At 71.9% G+C, this 25,478-nt stretch carries 24 protein-coding genes; 15 read left to right on the top strand and 9 right to left on the bottom strand.

The annotated features are described in order from the left end of the window. Positions 1 to 65: 65 nt before the first annotated feature. The 5 genes from FHS34_RS10850 to FHS34_RS10830 all read left to right on the top strand — a co-directional run bounded on the left by FHS34_RS10850 (position 66) and on the right by FHS34_RS10830 (position 3,212). On the top strand, positions 66 to 989 hold the full coding sequence (locus tag FHS34_RS10850) for an NADP-dependent oxidoreductase (protein WP_184963642.1): 924 nt from the start codon (positions 66 to 68) through the stop codon (positions 987 to 989). Positions 990 to 1,311: 322 nt separating this feature from the next. Beyond that, complete coding sequence (locus tag FHS34_RS10845; RefSeq protein WP_184963640.1) at positions 1,312 to 1,800, top strand: hypothetical protein; 489 nt, start codon at positions 1,312 to 1,314, stop codon at positions 1,798 to 1,800. 54 nt (positions 1,801 to 1,854) lie between these two features. Next, positions 1,855 to 2,208: a MerR family transcriptional regulator gene (locus tag FHS34_RS10840; protein WP_184964280.1), complete on the top strand. Its 354-nt coding sequence runs from the start codon at positions 1,855 to 1,857 to the stop codon at positions 2,206 to 2,208. Beyond that, positions 2,205 to 2,363 (top strand): hypothetical protein, encoded by a 159-nt coding sequence (locus tag FHS34_RS10835; protein ID WP_184963638.1) that lies wholly within the window; start codon positions 2,205 to 2,207, stop codon positions 2,361 to 2,363. Before FHS34_RS10840 ends, FHS34_RS10835 begins: the two co-directional genes overlap by 4 nt. Before the next feature lie 105 nt (positions 2,364 to 2,468). Beyond that, on the top strand, positions 2,469 to 3,212 hold the full coding sequence (locus tag FHS34_RS10830; protein WP_184963636.1) for a class I SAM-dependent methyltransferase: 744 nt from the start codon (positions 2,469 to 2,471) through the stop codon (positions 3,210 to 3,212). A 72-nt stretch (positions 3,213 to 3,284) separates the two neighbouring features. On the opposite strand, the gene FHS34_RS10825 is transcribed toward FHS34_RS10830, so the two are convergent. After that, positions 3,285 to 3,914, bottom strand: a complete 630-nt coding sequence (locus tag FHS34_RS10825; protein WP_184963634.1) for a flavin reductase family protein — start codon at positions 3,912 to 3,914, stop codon at positions 3,285 to 3,287. Between the two features lie 138 nt (positions 3,915 to 4,052). Further along, complete coding sequence (locus FHS34_RS10820) at positions 4,053 to 5,144, bottom strand: FUSC family protein (RefSeq protein ID WP_184963632.1); 1,092 nt, start codon at positions 5,142 to 5,144, stop codon at positions 4,053 to 4,055. A 404-nt stretch (positions 5,145 to 5,548) separates the two neighbouring features. On the opposite strand from FHS34_RS10820, the gene FHS34_RS10815 reads away from it, so the two are divergent. The 5 genes from FHS34_RS10815 (at position 5,549) to FHS34_RS10795 (ending at position 12,851) form a co-directional block, all read left to right on the top strand. After that, positions 5,549 to 6,418: a class II glutamine amidotransferase gene (locus FHS34_RS10815; protein ID WP_184963630.1), complete on the top strand. Its 870-nt coding sequence runs from the start codon at positions 5,549 to 5,551 to the stop codon at positions 6,416 to 6,418. A gap of 211 nt (positions 6,419 to 6,629) precedes the next feature. Further along, a complete protein-coding gene (locus FHS34_RS10810; RefSeq protein ID WP_221508776.1) occupies positions 6,630 to 7,391 on the top strand; it encodes a VC0807 family protein in 762 nt (253 codons plus the stop codon). Between the two features lie 201 nt (positions 7,392 to 7,592). Then, positions 7,593 to 8,549 carry a hypothetical protein gene (locus FHS34_RS10805; protein WP_184963628.1) on the top strand — a complete coding sequence of 319 codons (957 nt, stop codon included), beginning with the start codon at positions 7,593 to 7,595 and terminating at the stop codon, positions 8,547 to 8,549. Between the two features lie 252 nt (positions 8,550 to 8,801). Continuing rightward, positions 8,802 to 11,774 carry a protein kinase family protein gene (locus FHS34_RS10800; protein WP_184963626.1) on the top strand — a complete coding sequence of 991 codons (2,973 nt, stop codon included), beginning with the start codon at positions 8,802 to 8,804 and terminating at the stop codon, positions 11,772 to 11,774. A 12-nt stretch (positions 11,775 to 11,786) separates the two neighbouring features. Further along, entirely contained in the window at positions 11,787 to 12,851 is a 1,065-nt protein-coding gene (locus tag FHS34_RS10795) for a hypothetical protein (RefSeq protein ID WP_184963624.1), read from the top strand. A gap of 37 nt (positions 12,852 to 12,888) precedes the next feature. Here the strand turns inward: FHS34_RS10795 and FHS34_RS10790 are convergent, their stop codons facing one another. Then, on the bottom strand, positions 12,889 to 14,847 hold the full coding sequence (locus FHS34_RS10790) for an AfsR/SARP family transcriptional regulator (RefSeq protein WP_184963622.1): 1,959 nt from the start codon (positions 14,845 to 14,847) through the stop codon (positions 12,889 to 12,891). A gap of 131 nt (positions 14,848 to 14,978) precedes the next feature. On the opposite strand from FHS34_RS10790, the gene FHS34_RS10785 reads away from it, so the two are divergent. The 3 genes from FHS34_RS10785 to FHS34_RS10775 all read left to right on the top strand — a co-directional run bounded on the left by FHS34_RS10785 (position 14,979) and on the right by FHS34_RS10775 (position 16,742). Further along, positions 14,979 to 15,857 (top strand): alpha/beta fold hydrolase, encoded by an 879-nt coding sequence (locus tag FHS34_RS10785; RefSeq protein ID WP_184963619.1) that lies wholly within the window; start codon positions 14,979 to 14,981, stop codon positions 15,855 to 15,857. Between the two features lie 108 nt (positions 15,858 to 15,965). Further along, positions 15,966 to 16,187 (top strand): hypothetical protein, encoded by a 222-nt coding sequence (locus FHS34_RS10780; RefSeq protein WP_184963618.1) that lies wholly within the window; start codon positions 15,966 to 15,968, stop codon positions 16,185 to 16,187. A 27-nt stretch (positions 16,188 to 16,214) separates the two neighbouring features. After that, complete coding sequence (locus tag FHS34_RS10775) at positions 16,215 to 16,742, top strand: substrate-binding domain-containing protein (RefSeq protein WP_225817403.1); 528 nt, start codon at positions 16,215 to 16,217, stop codon at positions 16,740 to 16,742. Between the two features lie 145 nt (positions 16,743 to 16,887). Here FHS34_RS10775 and FHS34_RS10770 read toward each other — a convergent pair whose 3' ends face one another. From FHS34_RS10770 to FHS34_RS10745, 6 genes are all read right to left on the bottom strand, one after another. Next, the gene (locus FHS34_RS10770; protein WP_184963616.1) at positions 16,888 to 17,838 is read right to left on the bottom strand and encodes a beta-propeller domain-containing protein; all 951 of its coding nucleotides are present in this window, start codon (positions 17,836 to 17,838) and stop codon (positions 16,888 to 16,890) included. 210 nt (positions 17,839 to 18,048) lie between these two features. Beyond that, positions 18,049 to 18,594 (bottom strand): hypothetical protein, encoded by a 546-nt coding sequence (locus FHS34_RS10765; protein ID WP_184963614.1) that lies wholly within the window; start codon positions 18,592 to 18,594, stop codon positions 18,049 to 18,051. A 56-nt stretch (positions 18,595 to 18,650) separates the two neighbouring features. Beyond that, on the bottom strand, positions 18,651 to 19,244 hold the full coding sequence (locus FHS34_RS10760; protein ID WP_184963612.1) for a GNAT family N-acetyltransferase: 594 nt from the start codon (positions 19,242 to 19,244) through the stop codon (positions 18,651 to 18,653). Positions 19,245 to 19,301: 57 nt separating this feature from the next. Then, complete coding sequence (locus tag FHS34_RS10755; RefSeq protein WP_225817337.1) at positions 19,302 to 20,636, bottom strand: Dyp-type peroxidase; 1,335 nt, start codon at positions 20,634 to 20,636, stop codon at positions 19,302 to 19,304. Between the two features lie 19 nt (positions 20,637 to 20,655). Next, complete coding sequence (locus tag FHS34_RS10750) at positions 20,656 to 21,669, bottom strand: hypothetical protein (RefSeq protein WP_184963608.1); 1,014 nt, start codon at positions 21,667 to 21,669, stop codon at positions 20,656 to 20,658. Between the two features lie 28 nt (positions 21,670 to 21,697). Then, the gene (locus FHS34_RS10745) at positions 21,698 to 22,366 is read right to left on the bottom strand and encodes a hypothetical protein (RefSeq protein ID WP_225817336.1); all 669 of its coding nucleotides are present in this window, start codon (positions 22,364 to 22,366) and stop codon (positions 21,698 to 21,700) included. Between the two features lie 40 nt (positions 22,367 to 22,406). On the opposite strand from FHS34_RS10745, the gene FHS34_RS10740 reads away from it, so the two are divergent. Together FHS34_RS10740 and FHS34_RS10735 are read left to right on the top strand one after the other, a co-directional pair. Further along, positions 22,407 to 24,479 carry a SpoIIE family protein phosphatase gene (locus FHS34_RS10740; RefSeq protein ID WP_184963606.1) on the top strand — a complete coding sequence of 691 codons (2,073 nt, stop codon included), beginning with the start codon at positions 22,407 to 22,409 and terminating at the stop codon, positions 24,477 to 24,479. A gap of 99 nt (positions 24,480 to 24,578) precedes the next feature. Next, positions 24,579 to 25,373 (top strand): hypothetical protein, encoded by a 795-nt coding sequence (locus FHS34_RS10735; protein ID WP_184963604.1) that lies wholly within the window; start codon positions 24,579 to 24,581, stop codon positions 25,371 to 25,373. Positions 25,374 to 25,478 lie beyond the last annotated feature (105 nt).

Genomic DNA, 25,478 nt, shown 5'->3' with positions numbered 1-25,478 from the left:
TGCGTCGCGCCGGGGACCTCCCGGTCCGGCGAACCGATCGAGACAGAGAACTGAGGCGGAACAGCATGCGCGCGGTGGTCGTGGAGCAGTGGGGCGGACCCGAGAACCTGGTCGAGCGTGAGGTGGAGCGCCCCGAGCCGGGACTCAACGAGGTCCTGGTGCGGGTGCACGCGGCCGGAGTGAACCCGGTGGACTGGAAGACCCGCGCCGGCGGCGCCCTCATCGAGTGGGGCTCCGTGCCGGCGGTGGGCTGGGACGTGTCCGGCACGGTCGAGGCCGTCGGGCCCGGCGTGGGGATCTTCCGTCCCGGTGACGAGGTCTTCGGGATGCCGCTGTTCCCGCGCCAGGCGGGCGGCTACGCCGAGTACGTGGTGGCGCCCGCCCGGCACCTCGCCCCGAAGCCGGCCGGCCTGACGCACGTGGAGGCGGCTGCGCTGCCGCTCGCCGCGCTGACCGCCTGGCAGGCGCTGGTGGACGCCGCGGACGTGCGTCCCGGTGAGCGGGTGCTGGTGCACGCGGCGGCCGGCGGGGTCGGCCACTTCGCCGTGCAGATCGCCAAGGCCCGAGGCGCGTACGTGATCGGCACGGCCAGCGCCGGCAAGCACGACCTGGTGCGGCAGCTCGGCGCGGACGAGGTGATCGACTACCGGGCGGTGCGGTTCGAGGACGCCGTGACCGATGTCGACGTGGTGCTGGACGGGCTCGGCGGGGAGACCGCCGAGCGCTCCCTGAAGGTCCTCCGCTCCGGCGGCCGGCTGATCACCCTGCCCGGCCCGGACGACGTCCCCGCCGCCCCGGACGGGGTGCGCGCGGTGTGGGTCCTGGTCGAGCCCGACCACCTGGGCCTGCGGGAGATCGCCGCGCTGGTCGAGCGGGGCGCGCTGAAGCCGGTCGTCGAGACGGTTCTGCCGCTGGCCGAGGCGGCCAAGGCCCACGAGATCGGCGAGCGGGGCCGTACCACCGGCAAGATCGTCCTGACGGTCGCCTGATCCCGCCGCGTCCGGCGGAGGCACGGACCGGACAGCCCCGGCGGGATCCCCGCCGGGGCCGCCACCCGCGGTCGGTCACCTGTCCCCACGGGATGCCGTTCGCCCCGGCCCGCCGGCGCCCCCGCCGCGACGCCTCCCGGCGTCCTGGCAGGCCATGGACATGAAGACCTGTTGTCTGTGAAGATCCTCCGGGCTCGTCGGAGACCGCAGAATCAGGAATCTTGAACATGAAGAGGTCGGCACGGCACGGTGCTCAGCCGTCGCTGTCGCGGGGAAGGGCCCACGCGGCCGCGTCGCTCCAGCTCGGGCGGGGGTGGCGGTGATGTCGGGGCCGTACGGCAAGCGCCTGTGGACGGTCGTCTCGGTGCTGGCCGTCCTGGCGGCGGCAGTGGTCGCCTGGAGGCTGCTGCGCACCCCCGTCCCCTACTCCCTGCACGCGACGCCCGCCGTGAACGTCTCCGTCCGCGCCGCGCAGTCCGAATACCCCGACGTCCCGGAACTCGCCGACGACGTCGAGCTGCTGGTCAAGGCGTACGTCCAGCGCCTCGCCGCGGGTGACACCACCGACCTCGCCCGGCTCGGCGCCCCCTGGTACACCGGCCAGGACCGGGCCGCCCAGAAGCTGGTCACCGCCTACCGCGCCCACACCGGCGGGCAGGTCGACGCGATCGTGGAGGAACCCGTCGTGCCGTACCTGGCCGCCGTCGAGCTGCGTTTCGGCGACGGACGGCGACAGACACTCCGGCTCAGCCGCGACCACGACGACGTGTGGTGGCTGCAACTGGGAGACGGCGACCCCGTGGCGCCGTAGCGTCCCGCCTCACCGGGGACACCCCCGCCGGTGCGTGGTCGGTGAGTCGCCCGCCTGTGCCGGCTCAGCGTCAAACAGCTGCGGCACTACGACGAGTCGGGGCTGCCGGCCCCGGTACGCGTGGACGGCGGCACCGGCTACCGCTACTACGCACCCCAACAGGCCGGTGACGCCCTGACCATCGCCGTGCTCCGCGAGATGGACCTCCCCCTGGCCGTGATCGCCCGGGCGCTGGCCGCCGATTCCGGCTCCAGGGCGGAGATCCTGCGAGCCGAGCGGGACCGGCCGGCCGAACGGATCCGCAGGGACCGGACACGCCTGGACCTGCTGGACCGGCTGGCAGCGGGCGGACTGCCCGGCTACGAGGTGACGATGAGCGGGGAGAGCCGGAACGACGGCTGGCCGTGACACGGGCGGTCTGTGCCCCCGCGGCGATCGGGGAGACGGTCGCGGAGTGCGTGGGCCGGCTGCTGTCCGTTCTCGGCGAGGCGGGAATCGCCTGGGAGCCCCTCGCCCGCGTGGAGCGCGAGGCCATGCGGGCGCTGATCCGGCTGGGGGAGTGAGGGCCCGAAGCGGAAGCCGGGGCAGGCACGGGACATCCGCGCGCGGGCGGACGACCTCCCGTAGGGGCAGGGCTGACGCCCTGTCCGCTGTGCATACTGACCGCCATGACCACCTACGACACGCTCGGCGCGACGTACGCCCGGACCCGCCGGCCCGATCCGCGGATCGCCGCGCAGATCCACGCGGCGCTCGGTGACGCCGCGGACGTGATCAACGTCGGCGCGGGCACCGGTTCCTACGAACCACCGCGGACGGTCCTCGCGGTCGAGCCCAGTCAGGTCATGATCACCCAGCGTCCGCCGGGAGCGGCGCCCGCGGTGCGAGCCGTCGCGGAACGCCTGCCGGTGCGCGACCACGCCGCCGATGCCGCCATGGCCCTGCTGACCATCCACCACTGGACCGATCCCGAGGCGGGAATCAGGGAACTGCGCAGGGCCGCCCGGCGGCGCGTCCTCGTCCTGACGTGGGATCAGCAGGTCTTCCGCGAACGGTTCTGGCTCGTACGCGAATACCTCCCGGAGGCAGCCGCGTTCGACGACACCCGCGCCGTCCCGACCGACCGGCTGCTCGACCTGCTCGGCGGGGGCCGCGTGGAGACCGTCGGCATCCCCCACGACTGCGTCGACGGCTTCGGTGCCGCGTACTGGCGCCGCCCCCACGCCTACCTCGATCCGCACGTGCGCGCGGGGATCTCCATGCTGGCCCAGCCCGGCGACGACGTACTCGCGCCGGGGCTGTCCCGGCTCGCGGCCGACCTGGCGGACGGCAGCTGGCACGCGCGCCATGCCGGGCTGCTCACGCTCGACACGATCGATGTCGGATACCGGCTCCTGGTGGCCGACCACTGACCCGGGCCGGGCCCCGGCAGCCATGCGGTGGCGGAGCGGGGACGATTCCGCCCGAGGCACCCGCCGGGAGAGTCACCCGACGCGGGCGGCGTCCCCGGCCGTCTCCGAACGGAAGCCGTGGCCGAGCTCGGGCGTGAGCCCGTGGTAGTGGCGGAAGTTGTAGATGAGAGGGCTCCATACGCCGGGGTCGATGTGGTGCGTGCCGGGTACGACGACGCGCTCGTCGGCGTGGACCCGGAGCACCTGGCACTCGACGGTGCGGAAGCCGCCCTCCCCGCCGGGCGTCAGGGCGACGGCCCGCGCCTCCAGTTGGAGGGGGCACTCGGCGACGCGCGGCGGGCGTACCAGATCAGAGGGCTGTGGCGTCAGGCCCGCGGCGGAGAACTTGTCGTGCTCGTACCGGTAGACCGCCCGCTTGCTCTCCGGCACGGGATCGGCGCCGGTGAGCGGTGCGAGGCACTCCACGTTCCTCCACAGGCCGGGGGAGGGGAGGCTGATCACCACATCCGGCCGCTCAACCAGGTTGCGCACCGTCCGGCTCTCGACGCCGAGGCCCAGCACCACGCACTGACCCAGCGCCCAGGCGGACGAGATCGGAGCGAGGTTGACGGTCCCGTCCTCGTTCTCCGTGCTGAGCAGGACCACCGGCGTTCCGAAGTAGAGGATGTTCGGCCGGATCACTCGATGCGTGTCAGTCGTCATGCGCCGAACGCTAGGGGCGCGACCCTTCGGTGCACGCCGAACGGACGGCCCCCATAGCCGTCCCACGCGCCGCGGACGGGAACGCCGCGACCGCCTCCGGCGCCGACCTGTGCACCCGATGTCCGACGGGAGTGGTGATCAGGTGCCGGCGGGGATACGTGGGTGACCGCCCGGCCCTGGGCCCTCAGAAGGCGGGTCCAGTTCGTCGAGGATCTCCTTGAAGGGCCTGCGCAGGGCCACGGCGGCCGGGCGGCTGTCCGCGTGGGCGTAGGCGCTCAGGTCGTTGCGGGCCCTGGACAGCGCCGGTTGGGGGCGGCCCGATTCCAGGACGTGGTTGATCGCCTGGGCGGTGGAAGCGGCCAGCCCCGGCATGCGCCGCCGGGCGTCGGCGACCACCGGGATGAGGTCGTCCCTGCCGGTGAACGCGGCGACTTCCCGGGCCAGGGTGGCCAAGTGCGGGGTGAGCCGTTCGGCGGTCACGATGCTGCGGACCAGTCGCGTCACCGTGTCGCGGTGCCGGCGGCGCAAGGGGTTGAAGCGCATGGCGCGCTCGGCTTCGCGGGCCGACGCGGCCGCGGTGCGGATCGCGTCGATGTGTCCCGCGACGGCGCTGACGTTGCCGCGCGCCGTACCGGGATCGGTGCCGAGGACCGCAGCCGTGCCGGTGAGGGCCTGGACGAGCCGTGTGCGGGAGTCGTGGGCCAGGGCGGAGAGGGAGCGGCGAGGGTCGGGAGGCCAGAGCAGCGGCGCGAGCAGAATCGTCACAGCGGCCCCCGCTCCGGTCTCCCAGAGGCGGTGGAAGGCATAGGCGTCGGGTGAGGTGCTGGCGAAGACCAGCAGCGAGGAGGCCGGGACCTGCAGGTTCAGGGGGCCGCCGGCCCGCAGGAGTGTTCCGGCGCCCAGGCCCAGAGCGACCACCAGGGCGAGCGCGGCGGTCGAGGGGTGCAGGACGTTCAGGACCGCGATCCCGATCAGGACACCCGCGACGACGCCCAGGACGCGTTGCAGGGAGGTGGCCAGGGCGGTGAGCGGGTCTCCCCGCAGGGCCACGAGCGGGACGACGGCCGCGTAGACCGGGGGCTGGTCCGCTCCCAGCCACAACGCCACCTGCCAGGCGGCCGCTACGGTGACCACGATCCGCGCCGCGGCCGGTCCCTCGGCGCGCAGGACGTCGCGGGGGCGGGAAGAGCGCGGCCTGTGCGTGAAAAGCGCCGCACGCGACCTGTGCACCAGCCGTCTCCCTGGCCTCGACCGTGATCGACAGGCACAGCGTGCCGACCGGCCGGCCCCGTGCGCCCGATTACGCCGAAGGCGGCATGTCGCCCACGCTCAGGAAGGCCGCGCCGTCGTGGCGCCACGGGCTCAGGGACAGCCTGCCGTCGTGACGCCACGCGCAGGGGCAGCCTGCCGTCGTGATGCACGCGCTCAGGGACGCCCCGCCGTCGTCACGCCACGCCGTCGACGTCACGCCCATGCCGCCAGGCCGAAGACCCCATGCCGAAGACGCCACCACCCGGCCGCCACCACCCGGCCGCCACCACCCGGCCGCCGGCGCCCGCCCCGATGGCGCCGAAGTGGTCGATCCCCGCCGCCACTGGGACAATCGGCCTGTCCGGCGATCGAGGAGGAAGCCCGTGTGTCGCCTGTTCGGCCTCAGCAGCGCCCCGAACCGCACCCACGCCACCTTCTGGCTCCTCGACGCACCGGACAGCCTCAGCCGGCAGAGCCACAGCGACCCGGACGGTACCGGCCTGGGGTACTTCGCCGACGACGGAACCCCACGCGTCGACAAGGCCCCCATCGCGGCCTACCAGGACCGCGCCTTCGCCGAGGACGCCCGGCAGGTACAGTCCGCCACCTTCCTCGCCCACGTGCGCTTCGCCTCCACGGGCAGCCTGGACGCCCGTAACACCCACCCCTTCCAGCAGGACGGACGGCTGTTCGCCCACAACGGCGTCATCGAGGGCCTGGAGCGGCTCGACGACCACCTCGGCGAGGACCGGTCACTGGTGAAGGGCGACACCGACTCCGAGCGGTTCTTCGCCCTGATCACGCGGGAGACACGTAAGCGCGACGGAGACGTCACCGCAGGAATCGAGCACGCCGCTCACTGGATCGCCCGGAACCTGCCGGTCTACGCCCTCAACCTGATCCTGATCTCCTCCGACCAGCTGTGGGCGCTGCGCTATCCGGAGACCCATGAGCTGTACGTGCTCGAGCGCGCGGCGGGCGGCCAGCACGGAACCCGGCATCTGGACCACAGCGGCAGCCACGGCCGCATGCGCGTCCACTCCGCCGCTCTGGCCGCCCATCCCGCCGTCGTCGTCGCCAGCGAACGCATGGACGACAACCCCCGCTGGCGCCCGCTGGAGCCCGGCGAACTCTTCCACGTCGGCCCCGACCTGCGCACCGACCGCCGCGTGATCCTGCCGGACCGGCCGACGCACCAGCTCACCCTCGACGACCTGCGCCCGGACGCCGCCGCCTCCCAGAAGGCCGCGTAGCCGCGCGACCGCTCAGGCAACGCCTCACGGAAAACCCTTCCACCGCAAGACCCTTACGGGACAACCCGCGGCACCGGTTGCGGAACAGGATCTTGGTCGTGGAAGATCACGCCCTGCAGGGGGAATCGACGCGCGGCCCGAAGAGCTGTCTTCCCGCCGCGCGCCTGCCTTCGTTTCTCCACGAGCCTTAGACCGAAATCCAGGGGGGACCATGCCCGACCACGATCACGACCACGACGCGACCAGACCAGGCCCCGCGACCGCACCGGAGGCACGGGCGGCGGCCGACGAACGCCCGGCGCCGCCCGCCCGGTCCCGGGGCGCCGCCCTCGGCGGCTGGGTGCTCACCATCTCGCTCAACGTGGCCGCCCCGATCCTCACGTACAACGCACTACGCGATCAGGGATGGAGCGAGTTCGCGGCGCTGCTGGCGAGCGGCGCCTGGCCGGTGCTGGACAGCGCCGTGCACCTTGCGTGGCGGCGACGGCTCGATGAGTTCGCCGTGGTGACGCTGGCGTTCCTGGTGCTCACGGCCGTGGTGTCGCTCGTCGGTCCCCACTCGGCCAAGGCGTTGCTGATCAAGGACTCGGCCATCACCGGGCTGTTCGGACTGCTGTGCCTGACCACACTGCTGGCTCCGCGCCCGTTGATGTTCTACTTCGGCCGCAAATTCGCCACCGACGGCACCGCGGCGAGTACCGCCTGGTGGAACGGCCTGTGGGAATTCGAGGGGTTCCGCCAGACCGTGCGGACGATGACGACGGTCTGGGGCGTGGCCTACTGCCTGGAGGCGGCGGTGCGGATCGCGTTGTCCTACACGCTGGGCACCGACACCATGGTGACCCTGAGCCCGATCCTGATCTACGGCGTGCTCGGCGTCCTCGTCCTGTGGACGGCCACCTACGGCAAGCGGGCACGGCGCAAGGGTGAGGAACGCGCCGCCGCGGCCGCCGCGGCGGTGGCCCAGGGCTGAGAAACCCGTTCAGGGTCCGGACCCGGCCCCGCTTCGGCTGCACCGCGGCAGGGACACCACCGAAGACGCCCGGCCGGATCGCCCGGCCGGGCGTCGTCCCGTAGGGGCTGTCCACTGTCCCCCGGATGTCGATCGGGCTGCGATCGATAACGATCTCGGCGTAGCCCTTGTGCGTAGTGTGATCCGTTTTAGCCTCCGCACATGGGATTTCTTTCAAGCCGCCGCAAACGAGCCCGTCTCGCCCCGGAACTCGACGACCAAGAGCTGGGGAGGCTGCTGAAGTCCCTGCGGGCGACGACCAGGACGGGAACCATCGCCACCACCGACCTGTGCACGGCGCAGATGACCCGGCTCCTGGAGCAGGACCAGGGTGACTGGGACCGCCAAGCCCATCGCCTCGGCGTCCTGGCCGACTTCCTCTCCGCGTCACACCTGCCGAAGTCCTGGGCCGCACGCGAGCCCCGCAATCCGACCGCGCTCGTGCTGCATGCGTGGGCCCAGGTCGAGCAGGCCCGCACCCATGATCATGGGGGCGACACGTCGGACGCCGCGGACAGCTGTCTGCGCGCCGCCGAACTGGCGCCGGACGATCCCACCCCCTGGGTGGCCCTGCTCAAGGTGGCCCGCTGGGAGCGCTGGAGGCAGCCCCAGGTGTTCGGGGTGTGGAACGAGGTGCTCACCCGGGACCGCTGGAACCGCGAGGCGTACATGACCATGCTGGCCTATCTCACCCCGGAAGAAGGGGGTTCCCGGCTGCAGGTACTGGACTTCGTCGACGCGCTGGTCGCCCGTGTGCCGGCCAACGCCCCCTGTGTGGCGACGGAGCTCACCGCCCAGGTCTTCCAGTACCACGCCATCCTCGGCCGGGGCGGCTACGAAGCACTGGTGGCACGGACCCACTGGTCCCAGGGGATGGCGGCCCAGGCGCTCGACCGGGTGGTGCACACCTGGAGTCAGCCGGGATTCCTCCGGCACGCCAGGACTCTCGCCGACCTGAACCTCCTGGCCTACGCACTGATGGCCGGCGACCGCCGGGCGGAGGCCCGTGCGGTGTTCGAGGCGGTCGGCGGGAATGTCACCGCCTGGCCCTGGCAGACCGGCGGCGACCCCCTCACCGAGTACGAACAGGCGCAGCGCAGAGCCACCGTCGGTCAGTGAGCGGTCCGCGCTGCTCAGCCCAGGGGCGAGGGCGGGGCCGGGTCGCATGGGTGGCTGCCCGCCGTTGAAGCGGTGGCCCGATCCGACGGGGGCCGAGCAGGACGCCCGGGACTGGTACGAAGTTGCGAGCGGGGAGGGTATCGACACGCTCTCCGCACGGCCCGCATCATGGGCCGACAGCACGGCCCAGGGGGAGGGCGGATGGAGCGGCACACTCCAGGCAACCCGTTTGCCGACTTTCCGTTGGCCGACGTGCAACAGCCGCCGGGACAGCAGCCGATCGGCAGCCTCGGCGAGCATCTGCTGGTGTACGAGATCCTGCGCGGAGGCATGGGCGAGGTGCTTCTGTGCGGGGAACGGGACAGCGACACACCGCAGTTCGCCCTGAAGACGTTTCAACGCCGGTTCTTCTTCGACCGTGCGGTCCGTGATGCCTTCGTGCGCGAGGTGGTGCTCTGGTCACGGCTGACGGGGCTGCCGCACATCATGCCGGCCCTCTCCCTGGAGACGTTCGAGGGCCGTCCGTTCGTGGTGATGCCGGTCGTCCCACCCGGACCGCTCGGCGGGCGGACCGTACGCGACCTGCTCACCGACGGCACCGCCCTGCCCGCCGCGGCGGTCCTGCCCCTGGCCTTCCAGACCGCCGTGGGGATGCACCTCGCCCAGCGGAAGATCCCCGGTCTCGTCCACGGCGACCTCAAGCCGGAGAACCTCCTCGTACTGGGCCGGTGGCTCCTGGTGTCCGACCTCGGCCTGTCGCGGGTCACCGGCCGGCACGGCCCCTCGGACCTGGAGAGCACCTGGGCCTATCGAGCGCCCGAGTGCTGGGACGCCGACGCCGAGCCGTCCGTGGCCGCGGACGTCTACGCCTTCGGCACGGTGCTGTTCGAACTGCTCACCGGACACACCCCGTACACGGTGGCCGGGAAGCGGGAGTGGGAGGCCGCCCACCGCTCCGGAACACTGCCGAGTGCGCCCCCGCCGTCGGACGGCCCGGCGGACGACCGTCTCGGCGGCGCCCTGATGTCACTCGCCCGGGACTGCCTCGCCCCGCGTCCGCAGCAGCGGCCGAGGGACTTCGGCGTCGTCGTGGAAAGGGTGCGGACCGCCGCGGACACCCATGAGCCGATGTCCTCGCTGATGCTGATGCACGAGAGCGCCGCGCTGGCCGCCGTGCTGGCCGAGCAGCAGGCCCAACTCGACGAACAGCGGATCGTCAGTCTCTTCGGCATGGGAGAGCCCCAGCTCGGTCTGGAGGAGATCGACTCCCTTCCGCCCGAACGGGTCACGGCCACACTGCGCTACCGGCGCGGTACCGCGCTGTCGCTGCTGGGGCAGGACGACGAGGCCCTCTTCTCCTTCGGGCAGGCGCTCGACATGGGGCTGCCGACGCGAACCGGGTGGGCGTGCCAGGTGGAAGTGGCGCTCTCGTACAAGAGGCTCGGCGACCTGGAGCGGGCCGAGCAACTGCTGAAGGTCCTGGCCGTCGAGGCGCCGCCGGACATGCGGGTAGCCGTCCTGAGCAACCTGGCCACCGTCCACCTGGCGGCCGACCGGCCGCAGGCGGCGCTGGATCTGCTGACCAGGGTGACCGCCGAGTACTCCGACGCGTGGCAGGCCTGGGGCAACCAGGGCCGGGCACTGGAGGAACTGGGCGAGTGGGCCCGAGCGGTCGACGCCTACCAGCACGGTCTGGAGGTCGCCCCGCAGGAGACCATCCTGCAGTTCCGGCTGGCCGTGGTCTGCATGGACCATCTCCGCGACATCCACACCGCCTGGCAGGCCCTGGAGATGGCGCACGCCCAGGGGCTGTCCACCCCGGAGTGGTACGTCCGCTTCCTGGCCTGCCAGTTACTGATGAAGCGCACCGACGAGGCGCTGGCGCTGGACGCGGCGGCGCGCGACGAGCTCGGAGAGGCCGACGCGACCACCCTCTGGAACACGGCCGTCGACCTGGCCCGCGGCATCGCCGAGCCCGGCCGGGACTCCACCGGGGCCGGCCTGCCCGATCCCGCCCCCGCTCCCGCCGTGGCATCCGGCGCCGCGTCCGCCACGCCCCCGGCGCGGCCGGCGTCCGCCGGAGCCTGCGACGCCGTCCCCCGGCAAACCCCCGACCCGGCCGGCGCGGCTCCGCGGGGAGAGGCGCCGCTCTCGCCCGCCACGCCGTTCCTCAACGCACGCATGAACATGCACACGCAGCTCTACACGGTCGACTTCTACCTCGCCGGCGACGCCGAGCCCGGCCACTACGCGGCGGCCTTCACCGACAACCTCCGGCGATTCAGCGTGCGCATGGGAGTGGAGTATCCACGCGGAGAACTGCGGGACACCCCGTTCTACTTCACCCGCTGTCCCGGATGCGGCGGGGCGGTGCTGACCAACCGCGACGCGGGAAAGGACCTGCGCTGCCGGTGGTGCGACACGACCGCTCCCGCCCGGGAGGTGCGGGACGGCACACTGGACCGGCTGCGGGACGCGGCCGAACGAGCCGCGGGACTGGACAGGGTGGACCTCTCCGGCCACGTACTGTCGCTGCTCGTCGACACCAAGGACCGGGAGCGCGCGCGACGGGTGCGCTCGATCGCCACCGCCGCGGGATGGGAGCTGGTCGCGGACGACCATCCCCTGTCCAGCTTCCTGCGAGCCGAGGTCGACCGGCGCGGCATGGGGGCGGCCGGCAGCCCCACCGCCCTCGTCCTGCGCAGGACCGCACCCCCGCGCAGCCACGCGTACGCGGACCGGACGCCGCCGGACGTCGAGCGTCTGCTCGTCACTCTGCGCGGGGAACTCGGGCAGATCGTGTCCCTGTCCCACGTGCACGACCCCGCCGCCGACGACCCCATCGCCCGCTTCCTGCACGGAGACCGGGAGTACACCGTCGGCTTCTGGCAGCGGTTGACGGACGAGCAGCCACTCGACCCGCTCAGGCACCGAGGACTGGCCGAGGCGCTGATGAGTGCTGAGCGCCTCGACGAGGCTCTCGTCCCGGCCCGGCGAGCCGTCGGACTGCTGCCCACCGAAGCCGCCTGCTGGGCGGTGCTCGGACGGGTGCATCTCAGAAAGCGGGAGACGACCGAAGCCGCGGAAGCCTTCGAGAAGTCGCTGGCGCTGGATCCCGTGCAGCCCCTGGTCCTGCTGATGCTCGCGGACTGCTATCGCGCACTGGACCGCCCGCAGGACGCGACGGAGGCGGCGTCCCGTGCCGCCGCACTCGGCCGGAGCTGAGAGGAGCCGACATTGGAATTCGTCACGCCGGTGGCCGGAGCGCTCGTCCGGCTGCTCCTCGGACCGGTCGGCAACCGGCTGGGCAGAGTCGTTCTCGGCCCGGCGGAGCGGCGTGCCCTGGAGAAAGCCTGCCGTACGGCGCTGGAGCGTGCGGTGGACGACGTACGGGAGGAGGGCGCCACCCGAGAGGAGGCGGACCATGTCCTCGGCCTGCTGCAACGGCTCGTGGAGGAAGCCGACCCCGATGACATCCCCCTGCTTGCCCCACCGGGCGACCCGGATCCCGCCCCGGCTCACCCCGGCGCCGGCGCAGAGCCGGGGGCCCCGGTAGGCGACCGTAGCGGTGCTCTGCTGATCTGGCGTCAGGCCGCCGAGCGGGCCGGCCTGGACCCCGACACCTTTCCGATGGCGTTCGACCACCTGATCGAGCGGCTCTTCGTCCACATCCGCGCCGAAGTGACGCAAGCGGCCGCCGCCATCGACAGTCCGCTGTTCCCCCGCGTCGTCCTCACCCGGCTCGAGCGGCTCGACACCTCCTTCCAGGCCCTGGCGGCCGCGGTGCACGGCGGGGCCGCGCCCCTGATCCCTCTGGCGGAGCCGCTGCGCCAGGCTCTCGACACCGCCAGGGACGTCTGCCGCACGTCACAACGCGCCTTCGTCACCCCTGACCTGCTGCTCGCCCTGCTGTCCGTCCCGTACGGCAGGACCGCCGCGTGCTTCGACTCCGTCCGCCCCGCACTCGCCGACACCGTGCGCCGGATGCTCCAGCGCTACCTGACCACCACCGAGTTCGGCCCGTTCCGCCCCTTCGACTGGGCCGAGCGCGCCGATGTCCAGCACGCCCGCGGACAGGCCGCACGCGACATGGCGCCCGTGGTGAGCGACGCCCACCTGCTGCTGGGTGTCCTGGAGGGCGATTCGGCGACCAACCGACAACTGGCCGGATGGCTCGGCCCCGACCACGACAAGCTGCGTGGGGCCGCACTCTCCGCGGCCCGCAACGCCCGGTCCGGTTCCCTCGGCACTCCCGGCATCGTCTTCGGCGGCGACGGCGACGGCGATCCGCTCCGCCCATGACGGAACGACGCGTCGGTGGGCGGCGCCGAGGGTGGTGTCATCGCCGGACGAGGTGCTGATCGAGAGCGGTCAGGACGTCGTCGACGGGGCCGAAACTGAGCATGGCCGTTGTGCCGCCCGCGATCTCACCGCGCAGGGGGGAGAGGGCGTCGTGCGCGCGTGCGGCGAGTGATGCGTCCTGGAGCAGGACCGCCGTGTGCGCGGTGACGGCCCAGAGCGAGTCGTACAGGTGGTCCGCGGGGGGAGTGGGCAGGGCGGCGGCGGCCTCGCGGGCCGCCGCGAGGCGGCCGTGGGCGTGGTGGAGGAGCGGCTGGACCCAGGGACGGCAGGGGCCCCAGTCGAGGGCGGGGTCCGTGGGCGCGGGACGGCGGTGGCGCATACGGAGGGAGAGCAGCGCGAGCGGGAGGATGCCGGCTTCCACCCCGGGCATGCCGGCACCGGCGAGGTCGTCGGCCAGGGTGCGATGGGCGAGAGCCACTTCGGCGGGGTCGTTCGAGCGCTCTGCCAGCCGCATGGTCCGGAACGCGGCGGTGAGCACGTGCACGAGCGGGGCATCGTGCATGGCGGCGAGCCGCTCGGCCGCCTCGACGTGGCGTTGCGCGGGTTCGGTGGCGCCGCGGGCCGCGCATACCTGGATCTTGATCAGATGGCCGAGGATCTCGAACACCGGGAGATCGTGCCGCGCGGCGAGAGCGATGAGCTCGTCGGCGATCACGTCGCGTTCACCGGTGCGCCCCGGGTGCTGGAAGGACTGTACGAACCGGGCGTTGAGCGCGAGTACCAGCACGTGGGGGTCGTGCAGGCCGCGGGCGAGGCGTTCGGCTTCGGCCGCCGCCTCGGCGGCCCAGCGGTCCCGGCTTCCGCGGTGCTCCAGCCCGACGGTGGCGAGGAGACGGGCCCGAAGCGCGGGCGGAGCTCCGGGGCCGAGTCGGTGCAGCGTGCGCCGAGTGGTCGCGACCAGGGCCTCGGACCGGCCGGGATCGTCGGCGCGCGTCCAGATCGTGGGTACGTCGTACGCCGCGATCACCCGGGCGGTGAGGAGGGGATCCCCGGTCCGTTCCGCTTCCGCGGCCGCCGCGGCGCGTTGCTTCTGGGCGAGTACCAGGTTGGTGCCGCCGGTGACCGCGGCGGCCCCGGCGACGGTGCTCATCGAGCGCAGCCGCGTGTAGGTGCCCGCCGCTTCCGTGCGCGTGAGCAGGCGGAGCCGGTCTTCGTCCTGAGGCGCGGGCGTGAGATGCGGAGCCTGCCGAAGGATGTCGCGCTCCAGATGATCGAGGCCGTCCGCCGAACTGAGTCCGAACCGGTCCAGCAGCACGGCTCGCGCGCCGCGCAGCGAGGCCAGCGCGTCGACCTGACGGCCGGCCTGGTAGAGCGCATGGGAGAGCAGAACCCAGGCATGCTCCCGCCACGGGTGCGCGGCGGCGAACGCCTCCAGCTCGGGGACGAGGGGCGCGCCACGTCCGAGGTCCAGCGTCGCCCGGGCGCGCAGCTCGACGGCTTGACGGTGGAGTTCCGTCAGCCGGGCGCGCTCCGGCGTCAGCCAGGACGAGGCGTCGAGGTCCGCGTACGGTTCGCCCCGCCACCACGACAGCGCCTCGCTCAGCGCACCTGCACCCGTGCCCGCAGCCTGGCCGCCGGGTCCGTCCTGCACGGCCCGCAGGGTGTCCTCGAACCGGTGGGCGTCGACGCGCGCCCGCGGAACCCGCAGGGCGTATCCGGTACCGACGGTCTCGATGGTGCGCGACGGGGTCCGCGCAGGCCGATCCGGTTCGAGGGCACGGCGCAGCTCGGCTACGAAGGTGCGGACCGTCCCGGCCGCCGTGGGCGGCGGGTCCTCCCAGAGATCGTCGATCAGCACCGGAAGCGGGACGGCCCGGCCGCCGGCCGCGACCAGCCGACCCAGAAGCTCGCGGCGGCGCCGGCTGCCCACCGGCACAGGACGGCCCTCGGTATCCGTGACCTCGATCGGCCCGAGCACGTTGACGAGGATCTCCATGGGCTCATTGTCGTCGGTACCGCGCTGCCGCTGATCCGCTGCTGATCCGGCTCCCGGATCCTCCCTGTGCGTCACGCGCCCCCCGCGTGAACGGAAGCGACTCACGAGTCCGAGACAAGGAGACGACGACGATGGGCATCGGCATCCCCGGCTTCGAGACCAGGTCCACCGCTGTGGCCGACGGCGTGGAGCTGAACGCGGCGGTCGGCGGAGAGGGACCGGCCGTCGTGCTGCTCCACGGCTTTCCCCAGACCCACCTGATGTGGCGGCATGTCGCTCCTCTCCTGGCCGGCCACCACACCGTCATCTGCCCCGATCTCCGCGGCTACGGCGCCAGCGGCAAGCCGGAAGCGGTCGGCGCGGACACCTACTCGAAGCGGACGATGGCCGCGGACGTCGTCCGCCTGGCCGACGCACTCGGCTTCGACCGGTTCACGCTGGTCGGGCACGACCGCGGCGCGCACGTCGCCTTCCGGGCCGGACTTGATCACCCGGACCGGATCAGCCACCTGGGAATCCTGGACATCCTTCCCACTCTGGACACCTGGAACGTCCTGCACGGGGCCGGTGCGGCGGTGGCCTTCCACCTGTACCTGATGGCCCAGCCGCCCGGTCTGCCCGAGCGGATGATCGCGGGCAGCGCCGACGCGTTCTTCGGCCATTTCCTCGACGCCTGGTCCACGAGCCCCGACGCGATCCCGGCAGACGTACGCGCCGAGTACCTGCGCGCGTGCCGGGGCGCCGTTGTGTCGATCGTCGCCGACTACCGCGCCACCGCGACCGTCGACATCGAACACGACCGGGCCGACCTCGACGCCGGCAACCGGCTCACCATGCCGGTCACGGTCGTCCAGCAGGACTGGGGCCGGCACCTGGGCTTCGACGGCGCCGAGACCTGGCGGCCGTGGAGCACCGACCTTCGGCACGTCATCACACGGGCGGGTCACTTCATGGCCGAGGAGGCGCCGGAGGACATCGCCCGGCTGATCCAGAACCTGGTGAAGAGGTGATCGCGCGCAGACGACGGGGCAAGCCGCGGGCGTCGTGGCCCGGGCGCGTGAACCGTGCCGCGCTGCTCACGACGCGCGCTCGTGCGGTTGCTCGGTGACGCTGGTGGCATGACAGTGCGTGTCATCGTGTACGAGCCCGCCGGGGACGGCGGGCGGCGTGTGCGCCTTGAGGACCGGTTCCTGGGCATGGCGTACACGCTGCTCGACATCGCCGAGTTCCTGCGCGCGGCCGGCATGCCCGATGTGGAGCCGGATGACGTGGCGAGAGCGAGCTGGGTGGAGTGGCGGGGCGGTGGTCCGGGTGCCTGGCGGCCGGGACCGCCTCGATGAGCCGTCCCGGGCAATCGGGTCCTTGCCCTGCGCCGCCGGCATCCCGACGGCCAGGTCCGCACCCGGCACCTCGACTGGCGGGACACGCACGTCCTCGCCGAGGGGCGGGTCGACGCCCTCGTCGCATACAGACCCCTGCCCTGGCCCACGGACGGCTTCCGGGTGACCGAGCTCCGTGAGGAGCCGCGGGTACTCCTCACGTCGGCGAGTCATCATCTGGCGAACGAGAAACCCGTCAGCCTGCGGGCTCTGTCGGACGAGGAACTGGTGGCCTGCGTCAGCACTCCGGTTGTCTGGAGCACGCCCAAGCCGGTCGGCGACCGCCCGGCACCACCCCCGCCCTCGATCGATGACAGCTTCGAGGACAAGCTGGAACTCATCGCCACCGGCCACTGTGTCGCGATCTTCCCTGCCGGCGATCGACGCGCTGCCGTGCGCGAGGACATCGCCCTGGTGCCCGTCATCGACGTCGATCCCTGCGAAGTCGTGCTCGTCACGCGTGCCGACGACCCCAACCCGCTGCTCGCGAAGAACAACGAACGGCCGGCCGACTGACCCCCTTGCCACCGGCCCGTACCGGTCGGGACGCACCACGAACAGAGCAACGACGCGACCTCGTCCTCCTCGCCGTCGGCCCGGCTCGGCGACCGACCCCTGCGGACCGGTCGCCGGTGAACCCTGGTTCAGGCCGTGGAGTGCGTCAGGGGCGCCAGTCCGCCTCCAGGTCGTGGGAGTCGGTCTTGGTGAGCTGGGTCAGGCCGGTGCCGTCGGCACGGACCAGGAACAGGTGCTCGGGATCCGCGTCGTCCCCGCCGCCGCGGGTGAAGACCAGGCGGCGGCCGTCCGGGGACCACGAGGGGTACTTGTCGTTGGAGCGGGACGCGGTGATGCGGTGCAGGCCGGTGCCGTCGGGCCGGACGACGTAGAGGTGGGCGAAGCCCGAGGAGTCCACACGGCTGAAGACGATCCGGTTGCCGTGCGACCAGTCGGGCGTCCAGTCGTGGGAGCCGGACGCGGTGACCGCCGTCTGGACCAGGGTGGACAGCCGGATCCGCATCACCCTGCTGTGCCCGCCGGCGTCCGCGCGGTTGAACGCCAGGTACTTCCCGTCCGGGGACCACGTCGGATGCAGGTCGTCCGCCGCGGTGTGGGTCAGCCGGGTGGCGGGGGTGCCGTCGATGTCGGCCACGTAGATCTCACGCTGGGTGCCGACCGGCTTGGCGTAGGCGATCCGCTTGCCGTCCGGGGACCATGCCGGGTCGGAGGCACCCTTGGTGCCGGGGACGGCCTTCAGGCCGCCGCCCGTGGTGTTCATCGTCCAGATGCCGTCGATGGCGCCCCCGGATCCGTAGCGGACGAAGGCCACCCGCTTGCCGTCCGGGGACCAGCTGGGCATCACGTCGCTGACGGTGGCGGTGTGGGTGAGTTTGACGGGCGTGCCGCCGCCGGTGGAGATCGCGTAGAGGTCTTCGACGGGCGCTGCCGCGGTGTAGCGGGCGAAGACGATCGGGTGGTCCGTCGCCGCTCCCGCGTCTGCCGCGGCGTTGAGCGTCAGCGGTACGGCCATGGCGAGCGCGGTGGCGATCGCCGCCGCCCGGCGGCGCCGCGCCGTGCCCTCTCCACAGGCCGTGCCGATTCTTCGCGTTCCCACGGCGGTTCCGCCGTCGTCGGTGCGGTGCTGTCGGTGCGTCAAGGTGTCCCCCCGATCACTGCGTGCGGCCCGCCGCGGGCCGCTCCGGCCGGTAAACATCCCACCCGGCGGGGCCGTGCGGAAGCGGCGGGACCTGGCGGTACGCGCTCTGTGACACGTTCCGTACACCGCTGTCACACGTGACGCGGCGCGGCACGCGGTGACCGTCGCTCAGGGGGTTGCGGCCATGAAGCCGGCGGTCAGCTCGGCCGGATTGGCACTCGACGTCAGCTCGAACATCGCGTCCGGCTCGAACATGTCGTAGAGGATCACCGGGACCGGCCGTCCCAGCGCCTCCACGATCCGGCCGCTCTCGTGGAGGTGCCGGGCCGCCGCGACGCACACCTCGTAGAACCACTCGACCAGGCCTTCGTCGCGGCCGTCCGGCTCGTCGTCGTCCCCGTACCACAGCCCCTGGGACTCGGCCTCCCGCCGGTGCGCCCGCGCACCGTCAGGATCACGCCCGACGCTCCTGACGCCTTCGAGCCCCGTCTCCGGGAAGAACGCGTAACTCCAGCGTGCCTCCCAGGCGTCCGACGTCTGCCGCGCCGATGCCGTGGCGTCGGCCTCGGTCGTGTAGCCGATCGCCACGTACGGAAGCCGCGGATCCTGATCGACGCTGTCGACGCGGAACGTCACCGCGTAGATCCCGCGGTCCGCCGGGAACGCTCCGACGACCTCGCGGGCGACCCGTTCCACATGTTCCTGAAACGCCATCCGAGCCCCTCCTCGACCAGGCCGAAGATCATAGTGGCGTTCGCCGCCCGTGCCCGCTACGGCATCGGGTCCGTCGCGAGGCGGGCGTGCAGATGGCAGTCACGGAAGGCGTCCCTGCGGCCCTCCTCCCACATCGCGCCGCGCAGCGTCCCCTCGTAGCGGAAACCGCATCGCTCGGCGACCTTGCACGACGCCTCGTGGCCGACGGCGTGGTCGAGTTCCAGGCGGTGCAGCCGCAGACCGGTGAACGCCCAGCGGGTGGCCAGCGTGAGTGCGCGGGTGGCGACCCCCTGGCCGCGTGCCTCGGGCAGTACCCAGTAGCCGACGCAGGCGGACCGCATCGCGCGGTCGATCCGGTTGACGCCGACGTGGCCCAGCGGGGTGCCGCTGTCCGCGTCCTCCACGCAGAACGACGCCTCGGTACCGGCCTCGGCCGCCTCGGCCTTGCCGAGCAGGGTGGCGCGGGCGGCCGCAAGATCCGTGATGGGGCGCAGCGGAGTGTTCCAGCGCTGGAAGTCCGGGTCGGAGCAGCCCCGCAGGAACGTCTCGACATCGGTCTCGGCGGAGGGATCCCACCGACGAAGCCGCAGGCCGCGGCCGCCTATGGGCGAGGTGAGGGCGGAGGTGGAGGTGGTGGCGTCCGGTGTCATCCGGTCATTGAACAACCTGGCCGGGTCGCTGTCGAAGCAGGGTGCGCTCCGCCGGGGTCAGTCGTGGAGCTCTCCCAGCCAGCGCAGGGCGCTCAGGCTCGGCAGGAAGCAGTACTCACCGCCACGGGTCGTGACGAACCGGGGAAGGGGAGCCAGGCGGCGGCGCAGCGGCCGTCGCGGAATGGTGTAGCCGGCGGTGCCGTCGGCGGATCCGGCGACGGGGTCCTTGGCGTCCTCGCCTCCGAAGAAGACGCCGTCGTTGATCCATTCCGTCTGTACGAACTCGAACTGGCGCCCGAGGTGCGCGCCGATGAAGGCGAACATCAGGCCGCGGTCCGCTCCGTCCTCCTCCAGGACCCCGTGCGGCAGCGGCGGGCCGTAGACCGCGCCACGCCTGATCATGCGGTGCAGCCGTACCTCGCCGGCCACCGAGGCGTCGCGAGGGTTGGCCCGCCGGATGTGGCAGCCACGGGGAGTGGTGAACCCCGCCGGGTCGTCCTGTTCGTACCAGAAGGTGTTGCGGCGGAGCGGGTCGGCGCCGAGCGCGGGATCGTCGTGCAGCGGGGCGAGCGCCAGGGGGGCTCCGCTGCGCCAGCGGCCCATGAGCTTGGCGGCGACCAGCTCCTCGTCGGCGGGGTCGACGGAGTTCTCCTTCAGGTAGCGCCGGAACTCGGCGACCCTCTGATGCAGCTTGCGGAAGACCGCGTAGCTGCCGTTGCGGCCCAGGACGTCCGGCCGGGGGGCCTGCACACCGCCGAGTTCGTCGGGATGGCCGAGGATGAACTCACCTGCCTTCAACGGGGCTTCCCGCGTGTTGGACCCGGGGATGCCGGTGCCCTCGACGGCCGGATGGCTGACGCCGTCGCGGTAGCCGAAGTGCTCGGTCTCGGTGGGCAGGGCGTAGCAGTCCTGCCGCCAGACGGCCGTCACACCGGGGAGGCGGTCGTAGGCCGGCCGGGCGCGGTCGACGGCGGCATCCAGGAGGAACGGGTCGGGTGCGACCGCGCTGATCACCACGTGGACGTCCGGGCTGCCGAGAGGTGCCTCCCAGTTCTCCGGGCCGCTCTCCCCGACATCGCCGAGGGCCCTGGCGCGGGCCGCCATCCCCTGCCGGAACTCCCAGGCGAAGGTGTCCAGCGACGCGCGCGGCACACCGAGTGCCGCGAGGCCGGTACAGGTGACCGCGACGCTGACCCACGTCTCCCCGAGTGGACTGACCGATTCCGCGGCGGAGGTCACCGCGGCGCTCGCCCTGCGCATCAACTCCCTGCCGTCGGCCCGTTCGTCGATGCGGAAGAGGAGGTACGTCGCGGCGTAGGGGGTCGGTCGGGGGCTGATGACTCCACGCTGGATGTCGTCGAGTTCCAGTTTGACTTCCGCGGGCCCGTTCACGGTTCGCCTCCCTGCGGCACTACGTCGAGACGAGGTTGCGCCAGAAGTTGCGCAGGCTGTCATCACCGCCGAACAAGGAGCTGAAGATCGTCGAGTCGGCCAGCAGCACGTCCCCGGCCCGGTCCCCGCCCGGGGGCATCCACAGGAACATGTTGAACTCGGTGTTGCCGGCCTCGGTGAACGGATGCGGCCTGGACATGTCGATCGGCTGCCGGGCCAGGACCCGGATCCTGTCCGGCCGGTCCGTCGTCACCTCGTAGTGCGGCAGGTGCATGTGGAAGTTGAAGTTCGTCACCCCGGACAGCCACCCCTTGCCGTCCAGGTCACCTACGGTGGACAGGGGGGCGATCTGGTTGCCCTGACCGGTGGCGGGACGCAGGCCGTACCGGTTCATCACCGGTACACCGAGGCCCTTCATCAGATCCCTGACGTAGGTGGCGAACCTCTGCTGGCGGGGGACCAGGGGATCGCCGTGGTGGCGGTACTCCATGTCCCGTTCCTTCATATCGTCCGAGGCCCCGACGTCGTGGTGCGGGCCGAGCACCAGCCGGACGTCCTCGCGGCCGAGGAACTCCCGCAGCGCCTCGATCTCACCGGGCTGGGCCTCCTGCTCGGTGACCATGTGGTCCAGCCCGAAGACGAACAGCACGTCCGTGTCCGCCAGCACCCGCTCGTCCAGGGGCGTGTGGAAACCCGCCTGGTCGATGCGCTGGTACACCGGTACGGGGTGGCCCGTGACCTCCTCGACGAAGTCCTGGAACGGCACCCAGGCCCAGAAGAACAGCTCGAGCGAACCGGCTATGCCCTGCTGGAAGCGGTAGGGGTCGGACCACTGAGGTTCCTCGTAGGTCGGCCACGCCACCCGCCTGACCTCGGTCATCGTCGAGAAGCGGTTGTCCAGCTCGGTCGCGTACCGGCCGGCCTCGGCCGGATAGCTCCAGGAGACGTAGACGCTCACCCGTCGCCCACCCGGCGTGTACTTCCGTGGAACGTGCCGCTGGTTGTAGGTGCGCGCGGTCCTGGCCTCGCTCATGTCGACCGTCTCCGATCGCGGTGCCCATTCACTGCATCTGGTCGAGCATCTCGGACAGAGCGCTCTTGACCCGCAGCGCCTTTTTGATCTCGTCCCCCGTCACATACGGATACTCACCGTATTCCAGGAAGCTCGGACAGTGATGCGCCCGCACGAACCTGACGAACGCGTCGGGATTCGTCTTCCAGTCCTCGGGAAATCCCTCCAGGTTCTCGAAGACGGTGTTCACACCGGCCTTCGTGAACAGCATGACAGCGTCCTCGGTGTATTTGTCGAAGTCGGTGTCGAAGATTCCCTGGTACATGAAGCGCTTGTCGTCGTCGAACAGGACCCACCGCAGGTAGTGCAGCTTCAGGGGTTCGAGGAGCTCGGGATCCTGCTCCAGTTTCTCGACCAGCGCCTGACCGTACCCGCGGATGGCGTCCGCGCGCCCCGGCTTGACGTCCGCGACGATGGTGAAGCCGTAACACGCCGGTGTCTTCGGGAAGATGGGGCCGTACTTGCCCTGTTCGAGTTGCCGCGTGTCGTCGGGGATCACGGCTGCCTGCGGCTTGATCTCCATGTCCGCTCCCCGGTGATTCAGGTGCCAGGACCATTGACCATCGTTCCACCCGGCCACCGATTCCGCTTGCCGGTCGCATCCGGCCTGCCGTCCGGGAAGCTCTGCGGTGGCCAGGTTCTCGGTGCCGGAGTACACCGGAAGGGCACTGCCTTCGGGGTGCGAAGGAGGTGACTCCGTGGCCGACGCCGATGATTTCCCAGGCGCCGGCGACGCCGGGGCCGTGGTCTTGGACGCACTCTTCACCCAGGCGCCGGTCGGGCTGGCCGTACTGGACAGCGAGCTGTGCGTCGTGCGCATCAACACCGCGACACCCGCCATGCAGGGCATGCGGGAAGAAGACGTCGTGGGACGCGCGTTTCCCGCTTCCCACCATGTGATCGACACGGACGTCGCCGAGGCTCTCGCACGGCGGGTGCTCGAGACCGGCGTGCCCGTGCGGGGACGGATCGTACGAGCGAGGCCGCCGGCCCACGGGGGACAGGAGCGTCTGTACGAGCTGTCCGCGTTCCGTCTCCTGGCCGGTGACGGCGCGGTGCTCGGCCTGTGCATCACGGTCCTGGACGTCACCGAGCGGGAACGGGCCCAGGCCCGGCTGGCCGTACTCGACAAGGTCCGGGAGGGCGTGGGACGCACCCTGGACATGGTGGCGACATGCCGAGAGCTGGCCCACGCGCTCGTGCCGGTCTTCGCCGATGTCGTGGTCGTGGAGCTGGTGGAAGCCGTGGTCGCGGGGGACGAGCCACCGCCCGCTCCGCTCCTCAGCCGTCTCACGCTGCGGCGGTCCGCCTTCCTGAGCGGCGCGGGGGAGGACCAGCCCCAGGCCCATCCGCTGGGGCATGTGGGCCTCCTGCCGTTCCCCAGCCCCTACAGCCGGGCCCTGGCGGAGCGACGCCCCCTGACCGTCGCCATCGCGTCGGGAGCCGACTGGCTGGACAGCGACCCGCACATCGCCTGGGCCATCCGCGAATCAGGCGTCCGCTCCCTCCTCGTCGTTCCCCTGACGGTGCGCGACGGGGTGATCGGCCTGGTCAGCCTGTACCGCACCGCCCGGCGAAGCCCCTACGACCAGAACGACGCACTCCTCGCCCGGGACTTCGCCCTGCACACCGCGCTGTCCGTCGACAACGCCAGACGGTACGCACGGGACCACTCGGTGGCCGCCACCGTCCTGAGGCACATGCCCCCGGCGCACGTCGCCTCTCAGGCGGCGCTCGAAGTGGACGGGATCACCCGTCCCGGCGGCGACGAGAGCGCATGGTACGACACCATCCCCCTGTCCGGCGCCCGAACGGCACTGGTGACCGGGTCGGTCTCCGGCGGCGACATCCACGCCACGGCGGCCATGGGCCAACTGCGTACGGTGATCCACACACTGGCCGCCCTCGGCCTGGAGCCCGCCGACCTGCTCGCGCGGCTCAACGACACCGTGAACTTCCTGATGACCGAGGGGGTGGCACAGGCGCCCGGCCGCCTGCCGCTCACCGCCGGCTGCGTCTACGCCGTGTACGACCCGCTGACGACGACCTGCACCATCGCCCGGGCCGGCCACCCCGGCCCTGTCATCGCCCACCCCGACGGCACGGTCGACCAGCCGGACCTCGCCTGCGGCCCCCGGCTCGGCAGCCGGGACCAGGCCCCCTTCGCCGCGACCGACATCCGCATCCCACCGGGCAGCGTCGTCGCCTTTCCCGCCACCCGCGCGCTGACCGCCCATCTGAAGAGCACCACCGGCCCGCTGCGCAGAGCCCGCGCACTCACCGACTCGCTGCTCCATCAGCTGTGCGAGGACGTCGTTCGCGCTCTCCCGGAAGCCACCGCGGCCGGCGGCGCCGTCCTGCTCCTGGCCCGCACCCGAGCCTTCCCGCCCGACCGGGTGGCCACCTGCCCGCTGGGCAACGAACTCAGCGCCGCCGCATCGGCCCGTGGCTTCACCACCGACAAGCTCGCCGACTGGAGCGTGGCGGCGGAGACCGCGTTCAACACCGAACTCATCGTCAGCGAACTGGTCACCAACGCGATCCGCTACGGCACCCCGCCTCTGGAGTTGCGCCTGATCCTGGACCGCACCCTGACCTGCGAAGTGAGCGACTCGGGCGCCACCGCACCGCACCTGAGGCACGCCCGCACCACGGACGAAGGCGGACGGGGGCTCTACATCGTCGCGCAGCTGGCCGAGGCGTGGGGAGCGCGCTACTCGGCCGAGGCCAAGACCATCTGGACCGAGCAGACGGTCGAACCGCGGCGGTAGGCCACGTCAGAAGTGATCCGGATCACCTGCCGGTCACCGCATCCCTTTGTGCGACTGCCGAGTCAGACCAGCGAGCAGATTGTTTAAGGGGTAACAAAGGTGAACAAGCGCACTCTCCTGGCTGCGGCAGCCCTCTCCATGACGGCGGTGACGACGCTCACCGCGTGCGGAGACGACAAGAAGACCGACGACAAGGGGGCAGGCGACTCCGTCTCCGCCTCCGCCACGCCGTCGCCCGCGAAGCCGGCCGATCCGTTCAAGGGTCTGACCGGGTCCCAGATCTCCGAAAAGGCCCGCGTGGCCATGACGAAGCTGGACTCGTTCAAGGTCAAGGGCGGCATGACCACCGACGGCAAGCAGATGACCTTCGACTTCGCCGTCGCCAAGAAGGGTGACTGCCAGGGGACCTTCACCGTCGGGGGCGCGGCCGCCGACGTCCGTCAGGCCGGCGGCGCCACCTACATGAAGGGTGACGAGAAGTTCTGGCAGCAGATGGGCGGCGAGGAGGGCTCGTCCGCCGAGGAGACGAAGGCCCTGACGGAGCTGCTCAAGGGCCGCTGGCTCAAGATGCCGTCGGGCAAGGGCCAGGCTGACGACCAGTTCCCCTTCTGCGACATCGACACGATGTTCGAGAAGGACAAGGACGAAGCCCGCCTCACCCGGGGTGCGGACACCCAGGTCAACGGCACGTCCGCGGTGACGCTCACCGGGAAGGACGGCGCCGAGACGCAGACCCTCCTGGTGGCGGCCGAAGGCGAGCCGTACGCGCTCAGGATGGCCGTCAAGGGCGGCAAGGAGCCGGGCTCGTTCGATTTCCTGGCGTTCAACGAGCCGGTCACCGTCACGGCCCCGCCGGCCGGCGAGGTCATGGACACCTCCAAGCTCGGCGGCTGACACCCCGGCTCGCCGCCGTCCCCGTCCAGGCCGGGCCGGGGACGGCGGCGGCCGCGCGAGGGAAGGGCGCCTCGGCAGGGAGGAGCGATGCACGGCGACTCCACA

Source organism: Streptomyces echinatus, from assembly GCF_014203595.1.
Lineage (GTDB): Bacteria > Actinomycetota > Actinomycetes > Streptomycetales > Streptomycetaceae > Streptomyces > Streptomyces echinatus.
The sequence above is the reverse complement of the archived record's forward strand: the minus strand, read 5'-3'. Positions and strand labels throughout refer to the sequence as shown.

Bases quoted from the DNA above. Each gene is read 5' to 3' on its own strand.
- FHS34_RS10850 (WP_184963642.1), top strand. From the start codon at position 66: ATGCGCGCGGTGGTCGTGGAGCAGTGGGGCGGACCCGAGAACCTGGTC.
- FHS34_RS10845 (WP_184963640.1), top strand. From the start codon at position 1,312: ATGTCGGGGCCGTACGGCAAGCGCCTGTGGACGGTCGTCTCGGTGCTG.
- FHS34_RS10830 (WP_184963636.1), top strand. From the start codon at position 2,469: ATGACCACCTACGACACGCTCGGCGCGACGTACGCCCGGACCCGCCGG.
- FHS34_RS10825 (WP_184963634.1), bottom strand. From the start codon at position 3,914: ATGACGACTGACACGCATCGAGTGATCCGGCCGAACATCCTCTACTTC.
- FHS34_RS10810 (WP_221508776.1), top strand. From the start codon at position 6,630: ATGCCCGACCACGATCACGACCACGACGCGACCAGACCAGGCCCCGCG.
- FHS34_RS10805 (WP_184963628.1), top strand. From the start codon at position 7,593: ATGGGATTTCTTTCAAGCCGCCGCAAACGAGCCCGTCTCGCCCCGGAA.
- FHS34_RS10790 (WP_184963622.1), bottom strand. From the start codon at position 14,847: ATGGAGATCCTCGTCAACGTGCTCGGGCCGATCGAGGTCACGGATACC.
- FHS34_RS10785 (WP_184963619.1), top strand. From the start codon at position 14,979: ATGGGCATCGGCATCCCCGGCTTCGAGACCAGGTCCACCGCTGTGGCC.
- FHS34_RS10780 (WP_184963618.1), top strand. From the start codon at position 15,966: ATGACAGTGCGTGTCATCGTGTACGAGCCCGCCGGGGACGGCGGGCGG.
- FHS34_RS10765 (WP_184963614.1), bottom strand. From the start codon at position 18,594: ATGGCGTTTCAGGAACATGTGGAACGGGTCGCCCGCGAGGTCGTCGGA.
- FHS34_RS10760 (WP_184963612.1), bottom strand. From the start codon at position 19,244: ATGACACCGGACGCCACCACCTCCACCTCCGCCCTCACCTCGCCCATA.
- FHS34_RS10750 (WP_184963608.1), bottom strand. From the start codon at position 21,669: ATGAGCGAGGCCAGGACCGCGCGCACCTACAACCAGCGGCACGTTCCA.